The sequence below is a fragment of the Gluconobacter sp. R75690 genome (assembly GCF_015244525.1).
Classification (GTDB): domain Bacteria; phylum Pseudomonadota; class Alphaproteobacteria; order Acetobacterales; family Acetobacteraceae; genus Gluconobacter; species Gluconobacter potus.
The window spans coordinates 1-20671 of the sequence record NZ_JABCQB010000010.1; the positions used below are offsets into that span (position 1 = coordinate 1).

The following is a 20671-nucleotide window of genomic DNA, read 5'->3' on the forward strand; positions in this document are numbered from 1 at the left end:
GGAGAAAATCGACACTTCCTCCGCAGCCGGAGAGCTGATCTTCCACGTCTTCGGCGCCATTGCGCATTTTGAGCGGCGACTGATCTCAGAACGTACACGCGACGGGATTGCAGCGGCGAGAGCAAAGGGCAGGCTGCCGGGGCGGCAGCCGCTCGACAACGACAAGATCAGCGCGGCGCTAAAACTTATCGCGGCGAGCGTGTCGCCGACTGAAGCGGCGCGTCAGCTCGGGATCGGGCGATCGACTGTCTATCGCGAGATGAAGCGACTTGGCGTCGCGCGGCCGACACCATCGGCTGTATCATGACAACAGACGATCAAGTGGTTCTCAGCGCGCGCGAGAAAGAAGCTCTACGTCTGCTTCTGGTCGGCCATGACGCGAAATCCATCGCCAATACGCTTGGTCTGTCGGTGCACACAATAAATGACCGCCTACGCGATGCGCGGCGCAAGCTGGGCGTTTCGAGCAGCCGTGAAGCTGCCCGACGTCTCGCCGAGATGGATGGGGGCACCCCAAATAATGTCGGCCCCAAAGAAATTGGGGGTGCCGAAGCAACTTCTTCGGTGGATAGAGCCAAAGAGCCAGCACCGCCGCGATCGTCGGGGCATCGCCTGGCGTGGCTTACCGGAGGAATGCTTATCATGTCTCTTATCATTGCGGCCGCAGCGCTTTTGACCATCAGCGGGCAGGACGACGCCCGGGTTTCCGCCCAGAATATTTCGACAAGCATTGCCCGTCCTGCCGAAACAAAGGCATCGGCCGATGCCCGCAAATGGGTCGAATTGCTTGATGAAGGGCAGTGGGATGCAAGCTGGCAAGCCGCAGGCACACTGTTCAAGGCAAAGATCACCCCGGCGCAGTGGGCCACTACGATCCAGTCTGTACGACAACCGTTGGGACGCCCGTCATCACGCACTTTCCAAAGCGTGATGCAGACAAAAACGCTGCCGGGCGCGCCAGCGGGTGACTATCAGATCATTCAGTTCCAGACGCGTTTCGCTAACAAACCCAACGCGGTTGAAACCGTCGTACTTTCGCGTGAACAGGCATATTGGCGCGTTAGCGGATATTTCATCCGCTAACTTCCGTGCTGCTTGCCGTTGTTCAACAAAGAAACAGCGGCTTGCCCTCAGGCAAGATCACGCTACCCAGACGTTCTTCTACTGTTCATGCTAAACGTTGTTTAGCGTACTTTCCACACGATGGCCTCTATCAGAAGCCGCACACGACGATACCGCATCCTGGGCATCGCAAATATCCGTATTTGCTGCGGGATCTGGTGATCGATCGCCCCAATCAGGTGTGGTGCTCGGACATCACCTATATCCCGATGCAAAAGGGTTTTCTGTATCTCGTGGCGATCATGGACTGGTCGACGCGCAAGGTTCTGTCCTGGCGGCTGTCGAACACGATGGATGCCGAGTTCTGCATCGAGGCGCTACAGGAGGCCCTGATCCGCTACGGCGCACCGGAGATCTTCAACACGGATCAGGGGTCACAATTCACGACGTCCCGGTTCACGGACGTGCTGCAAGCGCGCCAGATCCGCATCAGCATGGACGGGCGCGGCCGATGGCTCGACAACGTATTCATCGAGCGCCTGTGGCGATCCCTGAAATACGAATGCGTCTACCTGCACGCGTTCGAGACCGGTTCGGAACTGCGGGCCGGGCTCACTGCATGGATCGCGCATTACAACGGGCAGCGTCCGCATACGGCACTGGCTGGACGCACGCCCGATGAGGCGTATCATGACGCGCCGACGCCCTCTGGTCCGGGGTTAACCCCGGACCAGAGGGCCAACAGCAGCGCCGTCAGAATGGCGGCATAACAACAACCGGGTATAGCTTATTCAAACCCAAAAACTGTCCGAACGGACGGGTCCACCTCTAACCTTCGAGCACAATCTTGCCTTTAGCCTGACCGCTCTCGATCAGGGCGTGAGCCTCTCGCAGATTGGCGGCGCTGATCGCGCCAAGATTTTTGCCGAGTGTCGTACGGAGACGACCTTCGTCTATAAGGCGCGACACGTCGTTCAGGAGTTTCCCTTGTGCGCTGATATCTGCCGTTCCGAACAGTGAGCGGGTGAACATCAGTTCCCAGTGCAGGGACAGGCTTTTGCGCTTGAGGGGTACAGCATTGAGTTCAGCCGGATCATCAATCAGGCCGAAATGTCCCTGAGGGGCAAGGAGTTCAACGATCTCTGCCAGGTGGCGATCCGTCTGCGTCGTCGAAAAGACAAAACCGGGAGCCCCCGTAGGAAGGCCAGCAACCTGTTCCGCCAGAGGCTTACTGTGATCGATCACGTAATCTGCCCCGAGAGATGTGACCCAGTCCTGCGTTTCGGGGCGCGAAGCCGTAGCAATGACCGTGATATTAGTCAGAACCTTGGCCAGTTGGATTGCTATTGAACTGACTCCACCTGCGCCTCCAATGATCAATATGGACGGCGTCGTTCCCGGGACAGGCCGACGAATGTCCAGACGATCGAAAAGCATCTCCCAAGCGGTGATTGCGGTCAGCGGTAAGGCTGCAGCTTCAGCCCAGGTCAGGGAGCGGGGTTTGAGACCGACAATCCGTTCATCGACCAGATGAAACTCGGCGTTGGTCCCCGGACGGTTGATCGCGCCCGCATAAAAAACCTCATCGCCGACAGAAAAATCCGTGACGTCCGGTCCGGTTCCAACAACAACCCCCGCCGCATCCCAGCCCAGAACACGCCACTGACCCGCCTCCGGTGTTGCGCTGCTGCGGACCTTTGTATCAATCGGATTGACTGATACGGCTCTGATCTCCACCAGAAGATCCCGCCCTGTGGGGACAGGTTTTGGCAGATCAATATCCTGAAGGGACGCCGGATTTTCGATGGAAAGCGGCGTCTGATAAGCGATGGCCCGCATGAGTGTCTTCTCCTCTGTTGAATGAGGAGAAGAGTGAGCACTATGCTGTTTTCAGACAAGAACGCACTTTTAACGCCCATAGTGTCGGAAATGATACCGTTATGACCCGCATCCGCCATCAGTCGCTCGATTGCAGCCCCGGCTGCGCTGTTGAAGCAACGCTTCAGTTCATCGACGGAAAATGGAAAGGCGTAATCCTCTATCACCTGCTTCAGGGGACTTTACGCTTCAACGCCATCCGCAAGCGGTTGCCCAATATCACCCAAAGGATGCTGACAACCCAGCTTCGCGAGCTGGAGCGTGACGGGTTCGTGTTACGGACGGTTTATCCCGAAGTCCCGCCAAAGGTGGAATACAGCCTGACCCCGCGCGGACGGACCCTCGAGCCTGTCATTCTGGCCCTCAAGAGATGGGGCGATGAGCACACAGCGTTCAGACATGATCCTGAAATTTGCGCCGATATGAAAGGCTCTCCAACAAACTCTTAGCGTACGTTTTCGAACAACCTCTCACCGCTCCCCATACACAAATGCAAACTTTCAGTTTGCGCTTCGCGGCACCCTGCGTGTGTTGCATCCGGCGGGGCCGCGGCGGGCCGAGGCCGAAGACATTTCGGCGCATTCTGCCCTGCCAAATATGTTGTTTTGCACTACGAAATTGCGCTACGTTAACGGCGTTCTGAATGTATGGAGTGTGTCATGGCATCCCCCCTATCGATCCGTCTGGACGAGCGGTTGCGCACTGACCTGGAGCAGGAAGCAACGGCGCGCGGTATCCCTCTGAGCCAGCTCATTCGTGATCTGCTGGAGACAGGGGCAAAGAGTGCGCGCCGAGACCGTATCCGCAGGGACAGTGCGCGTGTTGCCCGCTACGTCGCTGCGACGCCTTCCGCCCGGGCGCTTTTTGAAGAGGCTGGTGGAACTCATGGTTCCTGATCGGCCGGTCGCCATGGCAGCGATCTTCTCGCCTGGAGAAATTGTGCTGGCAGACTGGCGCGGAGATGCGCTGCCGAAGGAGCCCAACAAACGTCGCCCCGCTGTTGTTGTCGAAGACGATCTCTTTCCGCCTGAGTGGCCGAACGTGATGCTTGTGCCGCTGACCGACGATGAGAACCTCGTCATTCCGGATCTGGCAGTACGGATCGACCCAACGGCTGATAACGGCTGCACCAAGCCCTGTTGGGCGGTCAGTGCTTTGCTCACCACCACATCCAAGCAACGTGTTACCGTGACAGGCAGCAAGGTGAGATCCGATCAGCTTGCTGCAATCAGACGCCAGATTGCGCTCCTGGTGGGATGCGACGGCTAGGCAGATAGTGAACCGCCCCGGGATTGGCGGAGACTGGTTTTCTTAAGTTAGGCTGCCATGAGGACGTGGTCCATAGCGGCATAAAACTGTTGCTCGGCCTCGGCCGGCGTGATGTTGCCGATGGGTTCGAGGATGCGTCGGTTATTGAACCAGTCCACCCATTCGAGAGTGGCGTATTCCACGGCGTCAAACGAGCGCCATGGGCCACGCCTGTAGATCACCTCGGCCTTGAAGAGACCGTTGATTGTCTCGGCCAGGGCGTTGCCGTAACTATCTCCGACACCGCCGACCGAGGGTTCGATCCCGGCCTCGGCCAGGCGCTCGGTGTAGCGAATGGCGATGTATTGCGAGCCGCGATCCGAGTGGTGGACAAGATTGCCTGCTCCTGGCGGGCATCGGGCGTGGATCGCCTGCTCCAGCGCCTTGAGCCGATCGGCGGTCTCGGCTGGAACACCAGCCCGCTTGCCAGTCTCGACCTCAGCTTTCTTGACCCACTCGTTCAGCGTATGCGCCGAGCAGCCGATCTTGCTGGCGATCGACACCATCGCCGTCCAGCGAGACGGATGTTCGCCCTCATGCTCCAGAACCAGACGCACCGCACGGGAACGGACTTCAGGGGAAAACTTCTTCACAGGATTGCTCATCAGACCCTCTTCTCAGGTGAATAGGTCTCCGCTAATCCCGGGGCGATTCAGGCTGCAGTGCTCCACAGAAAACGGACTGGCGGCGTTACAGAGACCGCAATCGCATTGAGCGGATGTTCAACCACCTCAAGCAGATGCGCCGCACCGCAACCCGCTATGACAAAACCGCTTTGTCATTCATGAGCTTTCTCCATATCGCCACCGCAAGGCTCTGGATTAGATCTTTTATCAATGCATCCTAACAGCCCTTGATCTGCTCAAGACGCAGACCGACAACGCCCCAAAGAACCATTAATCAAATTGCCAAAACATGGAAATTACCGGCCAAACGGATCAATTAACGGTTCTTTGATCCCTCCACCTCCTGTGAATGTCTGCCACAGTTTCGGATACGAGGGTATGGGAGGAGAGACTACTGCCTATTCGCCGATGTGTATTCTGGACGGTAGAGCTGAGCTTCAATCCAGTCCACGATGTCTTCGGGTTCAGGGACCTGAGCTAGGTGTTTAGTCCCGGGGTTTGATGGATTGGATTGATGATGAATCTTTCTGGCTCTGAAGTCCAGATTTTGCAGACATATTCGTAAGGTGTGAGGCCACTGAGGGTCTTGAGCCTTCGCCCGAAATTATAGGCTGCCATGAAGTCATTGAGGTGTGTCCTCAACTGCTCATGACTGTCGTAATGGAAGCGTTTGACGGTTGCTTCCTTGATTGTCCGGTTCATCCGCTCAACCTGACCGTTCGTCCAGGGATGATTGGGTTTCGTCAGACGATGTTCGATCTTGTGAGCTTCGCAGATCATGTCGAAGCGCATGGGGCGAGACCAGGCCATATTGCGGTTACGGGGCTGATCAGCGAACTGGATGCCGTTATCGGTCAGAATGGTATGGATCCGATAAGGAATGATGCTCAGGAGATGTTCGAGGAATTCCCAGGCGGTCTTCCGATCGGCTTTTTCAACCAGTTGTGTGACAGCGAATTTGCTGGTCCGATCGATGGCGACGAAGAGATACAGCTTGCCTTCAGCAGTTTGGACCTCGGCAATATCGATGTGAAAAAAGCCTATGGGAGTGCGTTTGAAGCGCTGGCGTTTGGGCTTGTCTCCCTCGATATCCGGAAGCCGGGATATTCCGTGGCGCTGCAGGCAACGATGCAGGGCCGAGCGTGTCAGATGGGGAATGCTGGCCTGCAGGGCATAAAGGCAGTCATCCAGCGGCAGCAACGTATGCCGGCGAAACGCCACGATCATTGCTTCGTCCGTCTCGGACAGGACCGTTGAGCGCGGCTCTTTGGGACCTGTCTTCTGATCCTCAACCGTTTGACGCTTCCGCCATTTTGCAACTGTTTTCGGATTGATCCCGAACTCCTCGCTCAGCGTCGCGAGCGAAGCCTGCGATCGCTGTATTGCTGCTCGCACGGCGTACGTAGTCGTGGCGCTCCCATGACGTATCTGTCCCATAAGGCTTCCTTGCACTCTCGTGAAAATACCACACCATCAAACCCCGGGACTAAACACCTAGGAACGTTCCGGCCCGCTTGACCGTTACTTTGCCAAATGATATCTGTCCGTTTAACTTGAGGAGTCGATGATGCCCAAACTTGCGCTGTATGTGCCACTGAAGGCCAAGCCCGGAAAAGAGCGCGATGTCGCCAATTTCCTGACCTCGGCATTGCCGCTCGTTCAAGCTGAGCCGGGCACTCTGACCTGGTATGCGATCGAGGAAGGTCCCGGAGCGTACGCGATCTTCGATACGTTCGACACAGAGGAGGATCGGCAGGCCCATCTTGACGGCAAGGTTGCCGCCGCACTGATGGACAAGGCAGAAGAACTGTTTTCTGAACCGCCGCAGATTCACAAGTTCACCCTGCTGGCCGCGAAATAGCGGAGCGGTCGGCAACCTAAGCTGCCGTTTCACTGCAGGGTAAGGCTCGTGTCTCCATCCGGAATGGATGGCCCGGCCGAATCGGTAAATGAATAAATGAATACGACAGGTCATCCGCGATAGTGGATGGCCTTGTCTTTTGCGCTTATCGCACCTCTGAATTTACTGATAAGGCGCCGTTGATGTGTCGCGACGTAATGGCACCATCGGTTCGCGGGAGATTCTTGAGCACATCAATTTGGCGCGTTATTCGGCCGTTCTGGCCCTGTCATTCAGAAAACCGCCGTGAATCGATCCCAGGATGGCCCTACGGGAAGGAACCTCTCAGGTAGCAGAAGGTTCAGGAAACTGAGATCACTTGGAAGGGTGCGATGTCCTCCGCCGTTGCGATGGACCGCATCATCAGCAAGCTCTCGATTTGCTGACGCGTTGAGAAGAGCTACGAAAGGTAAAGATCCGTGAAAGCTGTCGTGTACAACGGGCCCAAAGATGTTTCTGTCAATACCATCGATGATCCCAAGATCGAAAAGCAGACCGATGTTCTCATCCGGCTGACCACGACCAATATCTGCGGGTCGGACCTTCACATGTATGAGGGCCGGACCAGCTTCGAGAAGGGCAGGGTCTTCGGTCACGAAAACCTTGGCGAGGTCGTCGAAGTCGGTTCTGCCGTCGATCGGATCAAGAAGGGCGATCGCGTGTGCATGCCGTTCAACGTCGGTTGCGGTTTCTGCGAAAACTGCGAACGCGGTTTGACGGGATTTTGCCTCACGACCAACCCTGGAACCGCCGGCGCGGCGTATGGCTTTGCCGAGATGGGTCCGTGGCAAGGTGGTCAGGCCGAGTTGATGCGCGTTCCTTATGCGGACTTCAATTGTCTGAAGCTGCCCGAAGACGCCGAAGAGAAGGAGGATGACTATGTCATGCTCTCCGACATCTTCCCCACGGGTTGGCATGGCGTCGAACTGTCCGGTTTCCTGCCTGGCGAAAGCATCGCTATCTACGGCGCCGGTCCGGTCGGTCTGATGGCCGCGCACTCAGCCGAAATCCGCGGTGCCTCTCAGATCTTCGTGGTCGATTCTCACGATGACCGCCTGAAACTGGCCGAGGCGATGGGCGCCATTCCGATCGACATGCGCAAGGGCGATCCCGCTCAACAGATCCTTGACGCGACCGACGGCCTCGGGACCGACCGGGGGGTCGAGGCGGTCGGGTATCAGTGTTGCGATCGCCACGGCAAGGAGCGCAGCAATTACACGATGAACTGCCTCGTCAAGAGCACGAAGGCCACCGGTGGAATCGGCGTCGTCGGCGTGTTCATTCCGGAAGACCCGAACGCGCCCGACGATCTCCAGAAGGAAGGCAAGATGGCGTTCGACTTCGGCAACTTCTGGTTCAAGGGGCAGAAGATCGGCACCGGCCAGTGTAATGTAAAGCACTACAACCGGCGGCTGATGAAGCTTATCGAGCAAGGCCGGGCCAATCCTGGTCAAATCATCTCGCACCGACTGCCGCTCGATCAGGCACCAGACGCTTACAAGCATTTCGATGCGCGCGATAATGGTTGGACAAAGGTCGTGCTCAAACCGGGTGCCTGACCTTAGTCTTCTACGGAATAGGGATAAATTATGACATTAGAGGGCAAATCAGTTGCCGTTCTGATCGCGCCCCGCGGGACGGAAGAGCCAGAATTCTCGAAGCCCAAGCAAGCTATCGAGGAGGCTGGCGGCAAAGTGACCGTGGTCAGTTTTGAAGCGGGCGTGGCTCGCACAGTCAATAGCGATCTCGACGAGGGCGGCAGCTATACTATCGACAAGACGTTTTCCGAGGTGAAAGCCGACGATTTCGACGGACTTGTTGTGCCCGGAGGAACTGTCGGTGCCGACAAGCTGCGCGGCAGCGGCGAGGCAATTGGTTTCATCCGGGCTTTCTTCGATCAGAAAAAACCGGTTGCGGCTATATGCCATGCACCCTGGACATTGATTGAGGCGGGCGTGCTTAAGGGTCGCACCCTGACGTCCTACCCAACGCTGAAGGTCGATGTCGAGAACGCCGGCGGTACATGGATCAATGAAGAAGTCGTGGTCGACAACGGCCTTGTCACAAGCCGCGACCCTAATGATTTACCCGCCTTCTGTGCCAAGCTCGTCGAGGAAATCGCAGCAGGGAATTAAGACGGGGCGTTTCGACGAACCATGTGAGGGCCCTCTCCCTGGAGAAGGCCCTCACAAAGTAAGCGTGGCGGATGGTCAGCGATTGGCCGTCCGCCACGCCGCGTATCACACGAACACGGCGCATCTGACGGGCACTCAAACCCTGAGCCGCGTCAACCGCGGTGACACATCGCCGGCTCCCTCTTCCAGATTCGACCCATTCCAGCGTGTGGTTGAGATGCACCTTATGGGACGTGCGTTCGGCCAGATTTACGACCTATAGTGCCGCCTTGAGATAGCGGGCGGTGAGACTGCCTTCCGCTTCCGCAACGACGCCAGGGACGCCGCTGGCAACGATACGGCCCCCATCTTCACCGGCCCCCGGTCCCAGGTCGATGATCCAGTCCACCTGTGCGATGGCGCGCATGTCATGTTCGACGACTACGACGGTATTGCCGGCGTCTACGAGGCCCTGCAGGTGTTGCATCAACCGGTCGCCATCGGAGGGGTGAAGCCCCGATGTTGGCTCGTCGAGGATGTAGATCGTGTTACCGCGTTGAGCGCGTTGCAGTTCAGTCGCCAGCTTGATGCGCTGCGCCTCCCCGCCAGACAGCTCGGTCGCCGGCTGACCAAGCCTCAGATAGCCAAGACCGATCTCCCGCAACACGTCGAGGGAGCGCATCACCGATGCCTCGCCAGCGAAGAAATCGCACGCATCGTCGACCGTCAGTTCGAGCACCTGGGCGATATTGCGCCCGTTCCATTCGACTTCGAGCGTTTGCGGGTTGTAGCGAGAGCCATGACAGGTCGAGCACGGGGCAAAAACGCTCGGCAGGAACAGCAGCTCCACCATGACGTATCCCTCGCCCTCGCACACCGGGCAGCGGCCTTGCGCGACGTTGAACGAGAACCTTCCCGGGCTGTAGTGCCGCCGGCGGGCGAGCGGCGTATCAGCGAAGATCCGTCGCACATGGTCGAACATGCCGCTGTAGGTGGACAGGTTCGAGCGCGGCGTGCGGCCGATCGGTTTCTGATCGACCCGCACCAGCCTGCGAACATGCTCCATGCCTGCGACAAGGCGTCCTTCAGTGTCGTTCTGCGCAACGTCGAGCAGCGGATCGATATCCTCCTCCTCGGCCCCGGGGGAGCCGCCGAGGTGTTCCGTCACGAGCTCGGGCAGCGCCTGACTGACCAGACTGGATTTGCCCGATCCCGAAACGCCGGTGACAGCGGTGAAGCAGCCGATGGGAAACTCGACGTCGAGACCATGGAGATTGTTCCGCCTGATCCCTTCAAGGCGTAGCCATGCCTTGGGATCGCGCGGTGTGCGCTCACTGCGGAGCGGCTCTGCGAACAGGTAGCGGCGGGTGATCGAAGTCTCGACGTCGGCGAGCCCCTCTATCGGCCCGCTGTAGAGGACTTCACCGCCCTTTTCCCCGGCTCCTGGCCCGACATCGACGAGCCATTCCGCGCGGCGGATCACGTCGAGATCATGTTCTACGACGAACAGGGAGTTGCCCGCCGCCTTGAGACGCTCGAGGATGGTGAGCAAGGCTTCGCCATCTGCCGGGTGCAACCCTGCCGAAGGCTCGTCAAGCACATAGACCACGCCGAAAAGCTGTGACGACAATTGCGTGGCAAGCCGCAAGCGCTGCAGCTCTCCGGAGGAGAGCGTCGGCGTGCTGCGGTCGAGCGAAATGTAGCCAAGGCCAAGATCGATCAGCGGGTCCAGCCGCTCGATCAATTCGCAGGCGAGGCGTTGGGCAGCGATCCGCTTCTCGTCGGAGAGATTAGGCGTGCGGCGTACGTCGGGCGCGCTCTTGTGCGCAGAGCCGCCCGCCGCAACCCGTTGTTCGACCGCTGCATCGCGGGCCGCTTTCTCCAGAACATGGCCCTTCGAGGGGGCGGAGACCGCCCCATACGCGCCTTGCGCGACGGGCATCAGCAAGTCCTTCAGCTTGAGCACCGTCAAGTCGCCGAACTCGGCAATGTCGAGGCCGGCGAATTTGACCGACAGGGCTTCGCGCTTCAGGCGCTTGCCGTCGCAGGTCGGGCAATCGCGGCCGATGATATATTGCGAGACGCGCTTCTTCATCAGCGCGCTTTTCGTGTTAGCGAAGGTTTCCAACACATAGCGGCGCGCGCCGGTGAAGGTGCCCTGGTAGCTCGGCTCCATACCGCGCTTGAGCGCCGTCCGGGTCTGTTCGGGCGTCAGGCCCGCATAGACCGGCACCGTCGGCCCCTCGTCAGTAAAGAGGATCCAGTCGCGATCCTTTTTCGGCAGGTCGCGCCACGGCGTATCGACGTCATAGCCGAGCGAGATGAGGATATCGCGCAGGTTCTGGCCATGCCAGGCGGTCGGCCAAGCGGCGATCGCCCGATCGCGAATGGTGAGGCTGTCGTCAGGCACCATCGTCTCTTCGGTCGCGTCATATACGCGGCCGATGCCGTGGCAGGTCGCGCAGGCCCCCGCGACCGTGTTGGGGGAGAAATCCTCCGCATAGAGCATGGGTTGATGGCGCGGATATTCGCCGACGCGCGAATAGAGCATCCGCACCAGGCTGGAGAGCGTCGTCACGCTGCCGACCGAGGATCGCGCGTTGGCCGAGCCGCGCTGCTGCTGCAACGCGACCGCAGGCGGCAATCCGTCGATCGTGTCGACCTCCGGCACGCCGGCCTGGTCGATAAGGCGACGGGCATAGGGCGCAACCGATTCCAGATAACGCCGCTGCGCTTCGGCATAAAGGGTGCCGAACGCAAGCGATGACTTGCCCGAACCCGATATGCCGGTGAACACCACGAAGGCGTCACGCGGTACATCGACGTCCACATTTTTTAGGTTATTCTGGCGCGCGCCACGAACCTGCACGCAAGCGGGAGGTCCCGCATGCCAATGGTCGGAGGCCGGCGTCGTCGCGTGTATATCCTTGTCCTTCAATTCAGTCTTCCTGCCATATCCGCCCGTGCGGCCTGTGGTTCATTACGGTCGGGGTAAAAGATGAATGCATTTGCGACTCAATACATCCAACGGCCAGGCTGGCCCGATGTTCGGAACCTTTGAAATATTTTTCCAGCATTAGACAAAGGTTACGACAAAACTATTTTTCCCGTTGGGTCGCGCGACGAGGCCACACACACTCCGCTGGTAAGCGCCTGGGCCAGGCGACCCTGGTCCGTGCCGCTATCGGCATGTAACGATTGCACTTCGGCGGTTGTTACCGCATCGCGACACGTTGCCCAGTTGCCAGAGCGCGCTTCATCATGGCCGGGGTCGGGCCATGATGAAGGCCGAGTTGTCGATCCGAGCGTCTCGCGCCGCTTCGGATCGGCGGGTCAGTAGTGAATGACCGTGCGGATCGACTTGCCTTCGTGCATCAGGTCGAACGCCTCGTTGATCTCCTCCAAACCCATGGTGTGGGTAACGAACGGGGCCAGATCGATATCGCCTCTCATCGCGTCCTCGACCATGCCGGGGAGCTGTGTCCGTCCCTTGACGCCACCGAAAGCGGACCCCTTCCATACGCGGCCCGTGACGAGCTGGAATGGGCGGGTGGAGATTTCCTCGCCCGCGCCCGCAACGCCAATCACGATCGACTGACCCCAGCCACGGTGCGCTGATTCAAGCGCGGCGCGCATGACATGGACGTTGCCGATGCACTCGAAGGTATGATCGATGCCCCATCCCGTCATCTCGATCAGCACTTGCTGGATGGGCTTGTCATGGTCCTTGGGGTTGATGCACTCGGTCGCACCGAACTGGCGTGCCAGCGCGAACTTGGACGGATTGGTGTCGATGGCGATGATGCGACCCGCCTTCGCCTGGCGCGCACCCTGGATCGCCGCGAGGCCGATACCGCCCAGGCCGAACACGGCGACCGAGTCTCCGGGCTGGACCTTGGCGGTATTGTGGACTGCGCCGATGCCGGTCGTGACGCCGCAGCCCAGCAGGCAGACCTGTTCGGGGTTCGCCTCGGGATTGATCTTGGCGAGCGAGACTTCGGCGACGACAGTATATTCACTGAAGGTCGAACAGCCCATGTAATGATAAAGGGGCTGGCCATTGTACGAAAAGCGGGTGGTGCCATCGGGCATTAAGCCCTTGCCCTGCGTTTCGCGGACAGCGACGCACAGGTTGGTCTTGCCCGACACGCAGAAATCGCACTTGCCGCACTCGGCGGTGTAGAGCGGGATCACGTGATCGCCCGGCCCGACGCTGGTGACGCCTTCACCGACCTCGACAACGATGCCCGCCCCCTCGTGGCCCAGAACCACCGGGAAAACACCCTCCGGATCACTGCCCGCCAGCGTGTACGCATCGGTGTGGCACACGCCGGTGTGGGTTACCCGGATGAGCACTTCGCCCTTCCGGGGTGGGGCGACATCAATCTCGACGATTTGGAGTGGCTTGCCCGCCTCGAAGGCTACAGCGGCGCGAGATTTCATGTTGGGATACCCTAGTTGATTGAAACTGATTGCCGGCGCGAGGCCGTTGCGTCATCGCAAATTCGTCGTCGCTCTCATACTGGCAGGGAGTATCTTTACATACTCCCTACCAGTATACAAGAGGTGTCCTGATGAGGATCTCAAACCAGAGAAGGCAGCAGGGGCTGGCTTCCAACTGCGGGAGAACACGGGCAAGAAAATGAGCCTGAAATCGCTACTTGAGATATGTACGCAGGATCTTCATTACGCCCTCCACGCCGTCATCGTGTTCGCCACCCTCCCTTTTGAGGGCCGGATCTGCGCCGGAACCGAATGTTTCCCTGAGGTGACTCTCCATCACTTCTGCCATCAGCCCGTTTGTCGCGCCACGCATGGCGACAATTTGCTGCAGCAGGGGAGCGCAATCGGCCCCGGCTTCGATCGCGCGTTCCAAAGCGTCCGCCTGGCCCTTGATACGACGCAAGCGTGTGATGGCTCGCTTCTTGTCCTCTGGTGAATGTGGCATCGCGCTTTCCCAAGAAATCGCTTCAGCATACTATACAGGGGGGGAGTTTCAATCCTATCCAGAGACTGGCGCTTCTGTAATCAGGCGAGGTTCCCTGGCCAATCTCCAAATTCGCCCCCAGATCGGGCAGGCATAGCCGCCATGTTACCCTGAGACAGGTCTGGCACGCGGACGAGGAGCATCATGCTCTCAAGCCTGCGCCACAAGCAACGACGGCATGCGCGCTTAGGGTCCGATCCTGTGTCCGGGAGGGGGAGCCATCGCTCGCTCCTCCAGGTTTGCCGGTCAGACCGTAACGACGACCTTGCCGATCTGGTCATTCGATTCGAGGAAGCGGTGTGCGTCTTGGATGGCGTCGAGCGAGAAGGTGCGCGCGATCCGCGGCTTGAGCGCGCCCGATTCCAGTCCCGCCACAATGAACGCCTTGGCGCGATCAAGGGCGGCGTCGTCCGAGACGATCTCGCTGTAGAGATAACCCTTGAGCGTGAGGCTCTTGCCCAGCACGGAGAACAACGGGAACGGCGTCGGCTCGCCGCTGAGCGCGCCATATTCAAGCAGAATGCCGCCGCGCGCCATGCTCGCGGTCAGCGGCTCGAACGACGGGCCTCCGACCGGGTCGAGCACCACGCGCGCACCTGCACCATCGGTTATCTCCATCACCTTTGCTACCAGATCCTCTTCCCCGGTCGCGACGACATGATGTGCACCGGCATCAAGCAGGGCTTGGCGCTTGGTGCCGGTACGCGTCGTCGCGATCACCGTCGCGCCGACCATCCGCGCAATCTGGAAGGCAGCAAGACCGACGCTGCTGGAAGCAGCGGTGACGATGACGAAATCGCCCTCGCCGAGCTTCGCCTGCTCCACCAGCGCACCCCAAGCGGTGACATACTGCATCCACACGGCCGCCGCTTCCTCGAACGACAGCGCCGCCGGATGCTTGACGACGAGGCGGGCAGGCACGTTGGCGACCTCGCCATAGGTGCCCCAGCGCGCGATATCGAGCGGGGGGATGAGGCTGACGGCTTCGCCTTCCGCAAACCCGGTCACGTCCGCCCCGACCGTAACGACAGTGCCGGCAGCCTCGTAGCCGAGGCGGCTCGGGAACTCGGCTTCCTGAAGGTAGGCATGGTTGCGGAACATCACTTCGGCGCGGTTTATGCCTATCGCCTTGACAGCGATCTGCACCTCGTCGGCCGCGGGCGCGGGCACTGCCACATCTTCAATCTTGAGGACGCTGGCGTCGCCATATTCGTGGATCCGAACGATGCGGCTCATGGACCATTCCTTGATTATTGAACGATCGTTCTGTATCGATGTCAGCGACGAGGTTCAAGCTATTATTTATCGATCATTCCATATCGGGCATCAGACATGACAGACACGAAAGCTCGTCGTGGCGCAGGCCGCCCTCGAAAGTTCAACACTGACGCTGCGCTCGACAAGGCGGTACGGCTGTTCTGGCAGCGCGGCTACGAGGCGACGTCGATGGCCGATCTGGTGGCAGAGACTGGCGTCGTCGCCGCCAGTCTCTATGCGGCGTTTGACAACAAGGCGGGGTTGTTCGCGGCGGTGATCGAGCGCTACGCTGCGACGTTCAGCGTCCACCTCTATGAACCCATCAACGATCCGGCGTTGTCCACCTTCGAAGCCGTCAAAGGCCTGCTGGAACGAGCGGCGTCATCGTTCTCGGAACCTGGAACGCCGGCCGGCTGCTTCATGTATTCGGCAGCGGCAGCCGTGTCGCCGGCGTCCGCCGCCATCGAATGCCTGCTGCGCGACAAGCGTATCGCGGCGGAGGCCCTCCTGATCGAGCGTTTACATCGGGGCGCCGCGCAGGGCGAGCTTGCGGCCGATACTGATCCGGCCGTCCTAGGCAAATTCATCAATACGGTCATGCAAGGCATGTCCGTTCAAGCGCGCGACGGCGCTACGATCAACGAACTTCTCTCCATCGCCGAAATGGCACTCGATCGATGGCCGGCTGCGGTTTGATCGTCCAAGCGAGATCCCAGCAGCCTGTTTTTCAACAGCCACGGACGGTTGTGACACCGCCTCAAATGATGCCACGTTTGTACGTAGCGGTGACCGACATATCGGCGTACCTTCAACGAGTAGCCGAGAATATTAAAGGGAGCGAAAGCATATGAGATGCGTGACGCTACCGGGCGGGGACGTCGTTCCTTCGATGGGTCAGGGCACCTGGAAGATGGGCGAGCGTGCCGAGCGGCGATCCGATGAGATTGCCGCACTACGCGCAGGTGTCGATTTGGGCATGACGCTGATCGATACTGAATTGCCCCGGGTTTTGTGGAGACGTTTTTTATCTGATTTAAGCGGCTAATGCATGTGATTTCTGTTGTGCATAAAAGCGTGCCTCAGCTTCTGCTGGCGGGATGTTTCCAATGGAGGACAGGAGCCGCCGATTATTGAACCAGTCGACCCATTTAAGTGTTGCCAGTTCAACAGTTTCCCTGTTTTTCCATGGCCCCTGCCGATAGATGAGTTCGGTTTTGTAGAGCCCGTTAATGGTCTCTGCCAGGGCGTTATCATAGGAATCCCCAACACTGCCGACAGAAGTGTCATGAGAGGCTTATTGCGACACTCACGTCTGTCACCCCGACGCTGGATGTGGTGCTCTGTGCTCCGATCACCTCAGCCAATCCGTCTGTCTCTACATTGATGGATATTGCGGCCCAGACATGATGCTGGCTCAGGAGATGATCCAGTCACTCAGCAAGTGTAAGGGCCGTGCCTTTGTGAAAGGCGATATGACTGGTTTTAAGGCTTTCTATTTCATATTGAGGGTGTTCTGCCGTCGCGTGATGCTGATAGCCGTTGACCAGAAAGGGCGCCGTATGAATGGCTTTGATCCGTCCACTGACGTATCCCGCTTCCGAGTTCCAAGATACGATGTCTCCGATCTGGAAAGTTTGTGACGGCATGGAAAACTCCGTATCCAATGTGAACCTCGCAGGGGAGGCAAGATCATCTTCTTGTCATCCATTCTACACCATTGGGCATTCCACGCTTGCGCTATCTGATTTTATCGCGCTTTTGCGTCATTATGGCGTGACACTGATCGCGGATGTGAGGGCTTTTCCGTATTCCCGGCGTAATCGAGACTATGATGGCACCAGTCTCCAGCCGGAACTGGCGGCACAGGGGATCGGATATAGTCATTTTCCAGAGCTTGGTGGACGACGGCCACGGTCGAAGACGATGCCTGCGGAGACCAACGCATTCTGGCGTGTTCAGAGTTTTCATAATTATGCGGATTATGCGCTTGGAGAAGATTTTCACCGAGGTCTTGCCCGGCTTATCGAGGCGGGACAGCAGGCAACTGTTGCGATCATGTGCGCGGAGGTGCTCTGGTGGCGCTGTCACAGGCGCATCGTTACTGACTATCTTCTGGCCCACGGGGTGACAGTCTTTCATATTCTGTCCATGACGGATGCCGTTCCCGCGCACCTTACTGAATCTGCGATTATTGATAGTAGCCGTCATATTACTTACCCACAAATAAACACTTCCAGAGGCTGAAGGTAAAATGTAGGCATAAAAACAAACGATCTCGAAAAATTGGTAATCCCCCCATTTTTAGTGGGGCATTGAATGAGAATTCAGGCAGCTGTTTTTAGTTTCTGGGCGGGGGTTAGCCCGCTGTTCCCCATGTTGGGTCTGTCATGGTTATATGTCCCGAGCCATTGTGTTGCGACCTGGAGGGATCGAAGAACCCTTGATTGATACGCTTGGCTGGTGATTTCAGGTTTTTGGCGATTTGATTGACTACTTTTGGGTTCGTTTTCGATCTGCGTTTTGAGCAGATTGAGTGCTGCCCCCCGCTGGATTGCTATGCATTCGCGCTGATCCGCTCCAGGAAGAGGAAGCGGCGCATATTATAGACGATATTGGCCAACCCGATCCTCATGGTGGCCCGCGTTATGCCGACGGTTCGGACGAACAGCCCGGTCTGTGATTTCTGATCAGCAAAGACATGCTCGACACGCGACCGGATAACGGACTTTCCGGCGTTGGATTTCTGGATATGCCTGGGCATAGGCTTGAGATGCGGCTTTTTCCTGTGAACCTTCGAGACAAAGCCCTGCTCCTCCATGAAGTCCTCATTCGCTTTTGAGCGATAGGCCGTGTCAGCCCAGACCGTTGAGGCCGTATTGGTTTTATCCAGCAGCCCCTCTCTCAATCGCGCGCCATCACTGGCGGCGGCATGCGTTGTTTTCCATTTCCGGATGAACCGGTATTTCCGATCGATGGAAACATGCGATTTATAGCCAAAGAACGGGATGGCGAGATCGCTGGAGGGCATGGTTCCATCATCCTGCCGCTTCGCCTTCGTGAACTTCAGTGTCCAGCGCGCATGACGATCCTTGTGCGACAGCTTTGCGGGTTTGTCCTGCCAGTCTTCAGGAATACGTCCTTCCCGAAGATCGGCTTTCTCTGCGTTGGTGTTCCGCTGCTTTGGAGCAGCTACCAGTGTGGCATCCAGGATCTGGCCTGACATCGGTAAATACCCGGCGTTGCGCAGGGTGGCATCAAAGCGGTTGAACAGCCCATCGATCGCACCCGCCTGGGTCAGACGCTCGCGAAACAGCCAGACCGTTTTGGCATCCGGCACCCGATCTGAAAGTCCCAGACCAAGGAAACGCATAAAGGAGAGGCGATCGTTGATCAGATATTCCGTCCGCTCATCAGACAAATTGTTGAGCGTCTGGATCACCAGAATTTTGAACATCAGCACAGGATCAAATGGCGGTCGTCCGCCTTTGCTGCCGTCAGAATACGCCAGAGCCTTCTCCAGGTCAGGGCGGAAGACTTCAAAATCCACAGTCCGGGAAAATGCTTCGAGCTGATCACCAAGCCCGCTCAAGCGGGCAAGCCGCTCTTCAACGTCAAAGAAACCCGGCTGCTTCATCTTTCATCATCCCCAATCAACTAAGGGGAAATGGAATCACAGAGCAGACCTCAATACCAGGGGGTTTTTCGAACCCTCCATCTGTGCGTCGCTCATGTCCCGTGACAAGGTGATTACGCCTTGGCCCGCGCCAAACCTTCCCTTGAGGACATCCAGCATATCGATTTCGTCGGTCGTTTCGTTGTCAGTCATACCGCGTCTTCCAACCAGTTTTCGACCTTCAGCCCTCTTATGCGGCTGAACTCGCGGACATTGTTCGTCACCAAAGTGACTTGTAGAGTGTATGCATGGGCTGCGATCAACAAATCATTCATGCCGATTGGTTGCCCTGCTGCTTCGAGTTCGGCGCGGATGCCCCCGTATTCGCCATCGGCCGGAATATCGAGTGGTAATACCGGTACAAAAGCCAGCACGCTTTCAACGCGGGCCAGGAGTTTTGGAGAGCCCTTTTTTGCACATCCATATCGCAGCTCCGCGGCTACAATGATGCTGGTACATAGGTCGCCCGGATCAAGCTGTTCGATACGCTTTGCTGCCGACCCAGAGGGGTTGCGGACAAGATCGCTAATAATATTTGTATCAAGAAGATAGGCGCTCACAGGATATCTTCTGGCTTGGCAGCTACGTCAAGAACTTCAGGGAAGTCGTCGTCGGGTGCCAGAGGGGGCTCCTCTCGCCATGCTGCGAGGAGTTCGCTAAGCGAAGATGGAGCTTTGACGGGCTCAATAACCAGCCTCTCCCCGTCGCGTCGGATAAGCGCGCGGTCTCCCGGTAGTTCAAATTCGACCGGAATACGTACTGCCTGGCTGCGATTATTCCGAAAGAGTTTTACTTCCCGTGGGCGCGGGGGAATTTCTGGGACCGGCATGGCTGCCTCCTGCTTGTATATGCCATATTGTATATGCCGTTTTCTCCTGAGGGTCAAGAATTGAGAGGGGCAGGTCTTTCTTGATCAAGCGAGCGGTGAAGGGCCATTCGAAAACCCACGCTCAGCACGACAGACGGTAGGAATGTGAACCACCTCGACCGTTATTTTCCGAAAATAAAAGGGCTTTTCTGGTGTTGAACCTGTGGAGTTGTGGGCAGAGCCGCGCCTGTGGTCAGCCTGAAGGGCTGTCCAGCAGGACGCGAGCGGCCGTGAAACGGCTGTCCATAAATGCACAGGCTATACTTGTAGATCGGGACTCGAACAGGTTGTTCTCAGACATCGAACTGCTCGAAGGGATCAGCTGGTTTTCTCTCCAGATCCTGGGCAATCACGCTGGCCCTTTCGGCAAGAGCAAGCATATCCGGAAACCAGCACAAGTCCGCCTCTACCGCCTTGTGGATCGCGTTCGTCTCATCGACGAAACGCTCTAACGCCAAGATATAATGGGCCTTGAGTGATGCTTCCTCGGGAGCGGTGAGAATCGCCTGATCAGTCATACCGCGTCCTCCAACCAGTACTGATACCCGAGCGTTCGAGTATGGCGTAGCGGACGGATCAGGATGTGCGATGATGTCTGAACCGGCAGCGGCGGCAAGTAACGTGCCAAAATATGGATCATTTTCTTCTGCGATCGAGAGCACCTCGTCCGCGCTTACTGGCGCTCCAAACTCTCTTCCAAGCTTGCTCAGGATATAATTGTCCAGCACCGCGTGAAGCATGAAAGGCTGATTTCGAAGAGACAGCAGAGTTAACAAATTTTCTGGCATGCCTTCGTCAGGCTCAGCCTCCATGACGGCATCCACGTTATCAAGAAGAACGTGGAGCACGACACCATATATTGTGATCTCCAACGCACGCTGCACCTCTGTTTCCGTATCATTCACGGCTGTATTCCCTGTTCGCTACACGACATCAGTTGGGCATAGAGTTGGGAAACACCCGTTTCCCAACATGCTCATCATCACCGTGGCTCAGCA

Annotated in this window: 24 protein-coding genes and 3 pseudogenes; 13 read left to right on the plus strand and 14 right to left on the minus strand. The window is 57.9% G+C overall.

What is annotated here, in order from left to right:
* From HKD27_RS11740 to HKD27_RS11750, 3 genes and pseudogenes are all read left to right on the plus strand, one after another.
* A partial coding sequence (locus tag HKD27_RS11740; protein WP_173575543.1) for a recombinase family protein occupies positions 1-307 on the plus strand: 307 nt, incomplete at its 5' end.
* Positions 304-1083, plus strand: a complete 780-nt coding sequence (locus HKD27_RS11745) for a DUF4019 domain-containing protein (RefSeq protein WP_035979553.1) — start codon at positions 304-306, stop codon at positions 1081-1083. The genes HKD27_RS11740 and HKD27_RS11745, both read left to right, overlap by 4 nt.
* Positions 1084-1208: 125 nt before the next feature.
* Positions 1209-1832 (plus strand): annotated as a pseudogene (locus HKD27_RS11750) (IS3 family transposase); the annotation flags it as partial.
* A 58-nt stretch (positions 1833-1890) separates the two neighbouring features.
* Here the strand turns inward: HKD27_RS11750 and HKD27_RS11755 are convergent.
* On the minus strand, positions 1891-2901 hold the full coding sequence (locus tag HKD27_RS11755; protein ID WP_194690091.1) for a zinc-binding alcohol dehydrogenase family protein: 1011 nt from the start codon (positions 2899-2901) through the stop codon (positions 1891-1893).
* A gap of 101 nt (positions 2902-3002) precedes the next feature.
* On the opposite strand from HKD27_RS11755, the gene HKD27_RS11760 reads away from it, so the two are divergent.
* From HKD27_RS11760 to HKD27_RS11770, 3 genes are all read left to right on the plus strand, one after another.
* On the plus strand, positions 3003-3389 hold the full coding sequence (locus HKD27_RS11760) for a helix-turn-helix domain-containing protein (protein WP_174787494.1): 387 nt from the start codon (positions 3003-3005) through the stop codon (positions 3387-3389).
* Between the two features lie 210 nt (positions 3390-3599).
* A complete protein-coding gene (locus HKD27_RS11765) occupies positions 3600-3836 on the plus strand; it encodes a BrnA antitoxin family protein (RefSeq protein ID WP_228119361.1) in 237 nt (78 codons plus the stop codon).
* On the plus strand, positions 3826-4209 hold the full coding sequence (locus tag HKD27_RS11770; protein WP_024716503.1) for a type II toxin-antitoxin system PemK/MazF family toxin: 384 nt from the start codon (positions 3826-3828) through the stop codon (positions 4207-4209). The genes HKD27_RS11765 and HKD27_RS11770 overlap by 11 nt, the downstream gene beginning before the upstream one ends.
* Before the next feature lie 47 nt (positions 4210-4256).
* Here HKD27_RS11770 and HKD27_RS16775 read toward each other — a convergent pair whose 3' ends face one another.
* Entirely contained in the window at positions 4257-4853 is a 597-nt protein-coding gene (locus HKD27_RS16775) for an integrase core domain-containing protein (protein ID WP_131973963.1), read from the minus strand.
* A gap of 77 nt (positions 4854-4930) precedes the next feature.
* Here HKD27_RS16775 and HKD27_RS11780 point away from each other — a divergent pair.
* Positions 4931-5095, plus strand: a pseudogene (locus HKD27_RS11780) (hypothetical protein); the annotation flags it as partial.
* 256 nt (positions 5096-5351) lie between these two features.
* On the opposite strand, the gene HKD27_RS11785 reads toward HKD27_RS11780, so the two are convergent.
* A complete protein-coding gene (locus tag HKD27_RS11785) occupies positions 5352-6311 on the minus strand; it encodes an IS481 family transposase (RefSeq protein ID WP_194690090.1) in 960 nt (319 codons plus the stop codon).
* 130 nt (positions 6312-6441) lie between these two features.
* Between HKD27_RS11785 and HKD27_RS11790 the strand changes: the two genes are divergently transcribed.
* From HKD27_RS11790 to HKD27_RS11800, 3 genes are all read left to right on the plus strand, one after another.
* Complete coding sequence (locus HKD27_RS11790; RefSeq protein ID WP_014132969.1) at positions 6442-6735, plus strand: putative quinol monooxygenase; 294 nt, start codon at positions 6442-6444, stop codon at positions 6733-6735.
* Between the two features lie 458 nt (positions 6736-7193).
* A complete protein-coding gene (locus HKD27_RS16780) occupies positions 7194-8333 on the plus strand; it encodes a glutathione-independent formaldehyde dehydrogenase (RefSeq protein WP_194690089.1) in 1140 nt (379 codons plus the stop codon).
* 30 nt (positions 8334-8363) lie between these two features.
* The gene (locus tag HKD27_RS11800) at positions 8364-8909 is read left to right on the plus strand and encodes a type 1 glutamine amidotransferase domain-containing protein (protein ID WP_194690088.1); all 546 of its coding nucleotides are present in this window, start codon (positions 8364-8366) and stop codon (positions 8907-8909) included.
* 256 nt (positions 8910-9165) lie between these two features.
* Here the strand turns inward: HKD27_RS11800 and HKD27_RS11805 are convergent, their stop codons facing one another.
* The 4 genes from HKD27_RS11805 to HKD27_RS11820 all read right to left on the minus strand — a co-directional run bounded on the left by HKD27_RS11805 (position 9166) and on the right by HKD27_RS11820 (position 15111).
* Positions 9166-11811 carry an excinuclease ABC subunit UvrA gene (locus HKD27_RS11805; protein ID WP_197436615.1) on the minus strand — a complete coding sequence of 882 codons (2646 nt, stop codon included), beginning with the start codon at positions 11809-11811 and terminating at the stop codon, positions 9166-9168.
* A gap of 410 nt (positions 11812-12221) precedes the next feature.
* Positions 12222-13331 (minus strand): S-(hydroxymethyl)glutathione dehydrogenase/class III alcohol dehydrogenase, encoded by a 1110-nt coding sequence (locus HKD27_RS11810; protein WP_194690087.1) that lies wholly within the window; start codon positions 13329-13331, stop codon positions 12222-12224.
* Positions 13332-13545: 214 nt separating this feature from the next.
* A complete protein-coding gene (locus tag HKD27_RS11815) occupies positions 13546-13836 on the minus strand; it encodes a metal/formaldehyde-sensitive transcriptional repressor (protein WP_194690086.1) in 291 nt (96 codons plus the stop codon).
* Between the two features lie 285 nt (positions 13837-14121).
* Positions 14122-15111 (minus strand): zinc-dependent alcohol dehydrogenase family protein, encoded by a 990-nt coding sequence (locus HKD27_RS11820; RefSeq protein ID WP_160986423.1) that lies wholly within the window; start codon positions 15109-15111, stop codon positions 14122-14124.
* 96 nt (positions 15112-15207) lie between these two features.
* Here HKD27_RS11820 and HKD27_RS11825 point away from each other — a divergent pair, with 96 nt between their 5' ends.
* Both HKD27_RS11825 and HKD27_RS16715 read left to right on the plus strand, forming a co-directional pair.
* Positions 15208-15828: a TetR/AcrR family transcriptional regulator gene (locus tag HKD27_RS11825; RefSeq protein ID WP_194690085.1), complete on the plus strand. Its 621-nt coding sequence runs from the start codon at positions 15208-15210 to the stop codon at positions 15826-15828.
* A gap of 214 nt (positions 15829-16042) precedes the next feature.
* On the plus strand, positions 16043-16177 hold the full coding sequence (locus tag HKD27_RS16715) for a hypothetical protein (RefSeq protein ID WP_304602345.1): 135 nt from the start codon (positions 16043-16045) through the stop codon (positions 16175-16177).
* Here HKD27_RS16715 and HKD27_RS11830 read toward each other — a convergent pair.
* Positions 16166-16426: pseudogene (locus HKD27_RS11830) on the minus strand (integrase core domain-containing protein); the annotation flags it as partial. The gene HKD27_RS16715 and the pseudogene HKD27_RS11830 sit on opposite strands and share 12 nt — an antisense overlap.
* A gap of 136 nt (positions 16427-16562) precedes the next feature.
* Positions 16563-16778, minus strand: coding sequence for a DUF2945 domain-containing protein (locus HKD27_RS11835; RefSeq protein ID WP_061507197.1), 216 nt, complete (start codon positions 16776-16778; stop codon positions 16563-16565).
* Between HKD27_RS11835 and HKD27_RS11840 the strand changes: the two genes are divergently transcribed.
* Positions 16777-17376 carry a DUF488 family protein gene (locus HKD27_RS11840; protein ID WP_035366892.1) on the plus strand — a complete coding sequence of 200 codons (600 nt, stop codon included), beginning with the start codon at positions 16777-16779 and terminating at the stop codon, positions 17374-17376. The two genes, HKD27_RS11835 and HKD27_RS11840, sit on opposite strands and share 2 nt — an antisense overlap.
* Positions 17377-17686: 310 nt before the next feature.
* Here HKD27_RS11840 and HKD27_RS11845 read toward each other — a convergent pair whose 3' ends face one another.
* The 5 genes from HKD27_RS11845 to HKD27_RS11865 all read right to left on the minus strand — a co-directional run bounded on the left by HKD27_RS11845 (position 17687) and on the right by HKD27_RS11865 (position 20578).
* Positions 17687-18766 carry an IS5 family transposase gene (locus tag HKD27_RS11845; RefSeq protein WP_194690084.1) on the minus strand — a complete coding sequence of 360 codons (1080 nt, stop codon included), beginning with the start codon at positions 18764-18766 and terminating at the stop codon, positions 17687-17689.
* Between the two features lie 36 nt (positions 18767-18802).
* Entirely contained in the window at positions 18803-18958 is a 156-nt protein-coding gene (locus HKD27_RS11850) for a hypothetical protein (protein ID WP_194690083.1), read from the minus strand.
* Positions 18955-19365: a type II toxin-antitoxin system VapC family toxin gene (locus HKD27_RS11855; RefSeq protein WP_194690082.1), complete on the minus strand. Its 411-nt coding sequence runs from the start codon at positions 19363-19365 to the stop codon at positions 18955-18957. Before HKD27_RS11855 ends, HKD27_RS11850 begins: the two co-directional genes overlap by 4 nt.
* Entirely contained in the window at positions 19362-19634 is a 273-nt protein-coding gene (locus HKD27_RS11860) for an antitoxin (RefSeq protein ID WP_062493883.1), read from the minus strand. The genes HKD27_RS11855 and HKD27_RS11860 overlap by 4 nt, the downstream gene beginning before the upstream one ends.
* 332 nt (positions 19635-19966) lie before the next feature.
* Positions 19967-20578 (minus strand): hypothetical protein, encoded by a 612-nt coding sequence (locus HKD27_RS11865; protein ID WP_194690081.1) that lies wholly within the window; start codon positions 20576-20578, stop codon positions 19967-19969.
* Positions 20579-20671: the final 93 nt, after the last annotated feature.

Coding starts and splice junctions, on each gene's coding strand:
- HKD27_RS11745 (WP_035979553.1), top strand. CDS start 304: ATGACAACAGACGATCAAGTGGTTCTCAGCGCGCGCGAGAAAGAAGCT.
- HKD27_RS11755 (WP_194690091.1), bottom strand. CDS start 2,901: ATGCGGGCCATCGCTTATCAGACGCCGCTTTCCATCGAAAATCCGGCG.
- HKD27_RS11760 (WP_174787494.1), top strand. CDS start 3,003: ATGACCCGCATCCGCCATCAGTCGCTCGATTGCAGCCCCGGCTGCGCT.
- HKD27_RS11765 (WP_228119361.1), top strand. CDS start 3,600: ATGGCATCCCCCCTATCGATCCGTCTGGACGAGCGGTTGCGCACTGAC.
- HKD27_RS11770 (WP_024716503.1), top strand. CDS start 3,826: ATGGTTCCTGATCGGCCGGTCGCCATGGCAGCGATCTTCTCGCCTGGA.
- HKD27_RS16775 (WP_131973963.1), bottom strand. CDS start 4,853: ATGAGCAATCCTGTGAAGAAGTTTTCCCCTGAAGTCCGTTCCCGTGCG.
- HKD27_RS11785 (WP_194690090.1), bottom strand. CDS start 6,311: ATGGGACAGATACGTCATGGGAGCGCCACGACTACGTACGCCGTGCGA.
- HKD27_RS11790 (WP_014132969.1), top strand. CDS start 6,442: ATGCCCAAACTTGCGCTGTATGTGCCACTGAAGGCCAAGCCCGGAAAA.
- HKD27_RS11800 (WP_194690088.1), top strand. CDS start 8,364: ATGACATTAGAGGGCAAATCAGTTGCCGTTCTGATCGCGCCCCGCGGG.
- HKD27_RS11810 (WP_194690087.1), bottom strand. CDS start 13,331: ATGAAATCTCGCGCCGCTGTAGCCTTCGAGGCGGGCAAGCCACTCCAA.
- HKD27_RS11815 (WP_194690086.1), bottom strand. CDS start 13,836: ATGCCACATTCACCAGAGGACAAGAAGCGAGCCATCACACGCTTGCGT.
- HKD27_RS11820 (WP_160986423.1), bottom strand. CDS start 15,111: ATGAGCCGCATCGTTCGGATCCACGAATATGGCGACGCCAGCGTCCTC.
- HKD27_RS11825 (WP_194690085.1), top strand. CDS start 15,208: ATGACAGACACGAAAGCTCGTCGTGGCGCAGGCCGCCCTCGAAAGTTC.
- HKD27_RS16715 (WP_304602345.1), top strand. CDS start 16,043: ATGGGCGAGCGTGCCGAGCGGCGATCCGATGAGATTGCCGCACTACGC.
- HKD27_RS11840 (WP_035366892.1), top strand. CDS start 16,777: ATGGAAAACTCCGTATCCAATGTGAACCTCGCAGGGGAGGCAAGATCA.
- HKD27_RS11835 (WP_061507197.1), bottom strand. CDS start 16,778: ATGCCGTCACAAACTTTCCAGATCGGAGACATCGTATCTTGGAACTCG.
- HKD27_RS11845 (WP_194690084.1), bottom strand. CDS start 18,766: ATGAAGCAGCCGGGTTTCTTTGACGTTGAAGAGCGGCTTGCCCGCTTG.
- HKD27_RS11850 (WP_194690083.1), bottom strand. CDS start 18,958: ATGACTGACAACGAAACGACCGACGAAATCGATATGCTGGATGTCCTC.
- HKD27_RS11860 (WP_062493883.1), bottom strand. CDS start 19,634: ATGCCGGTCCCAGAAATTCCCCCGCGCCCACGGGAAGTAAAACTCTTT.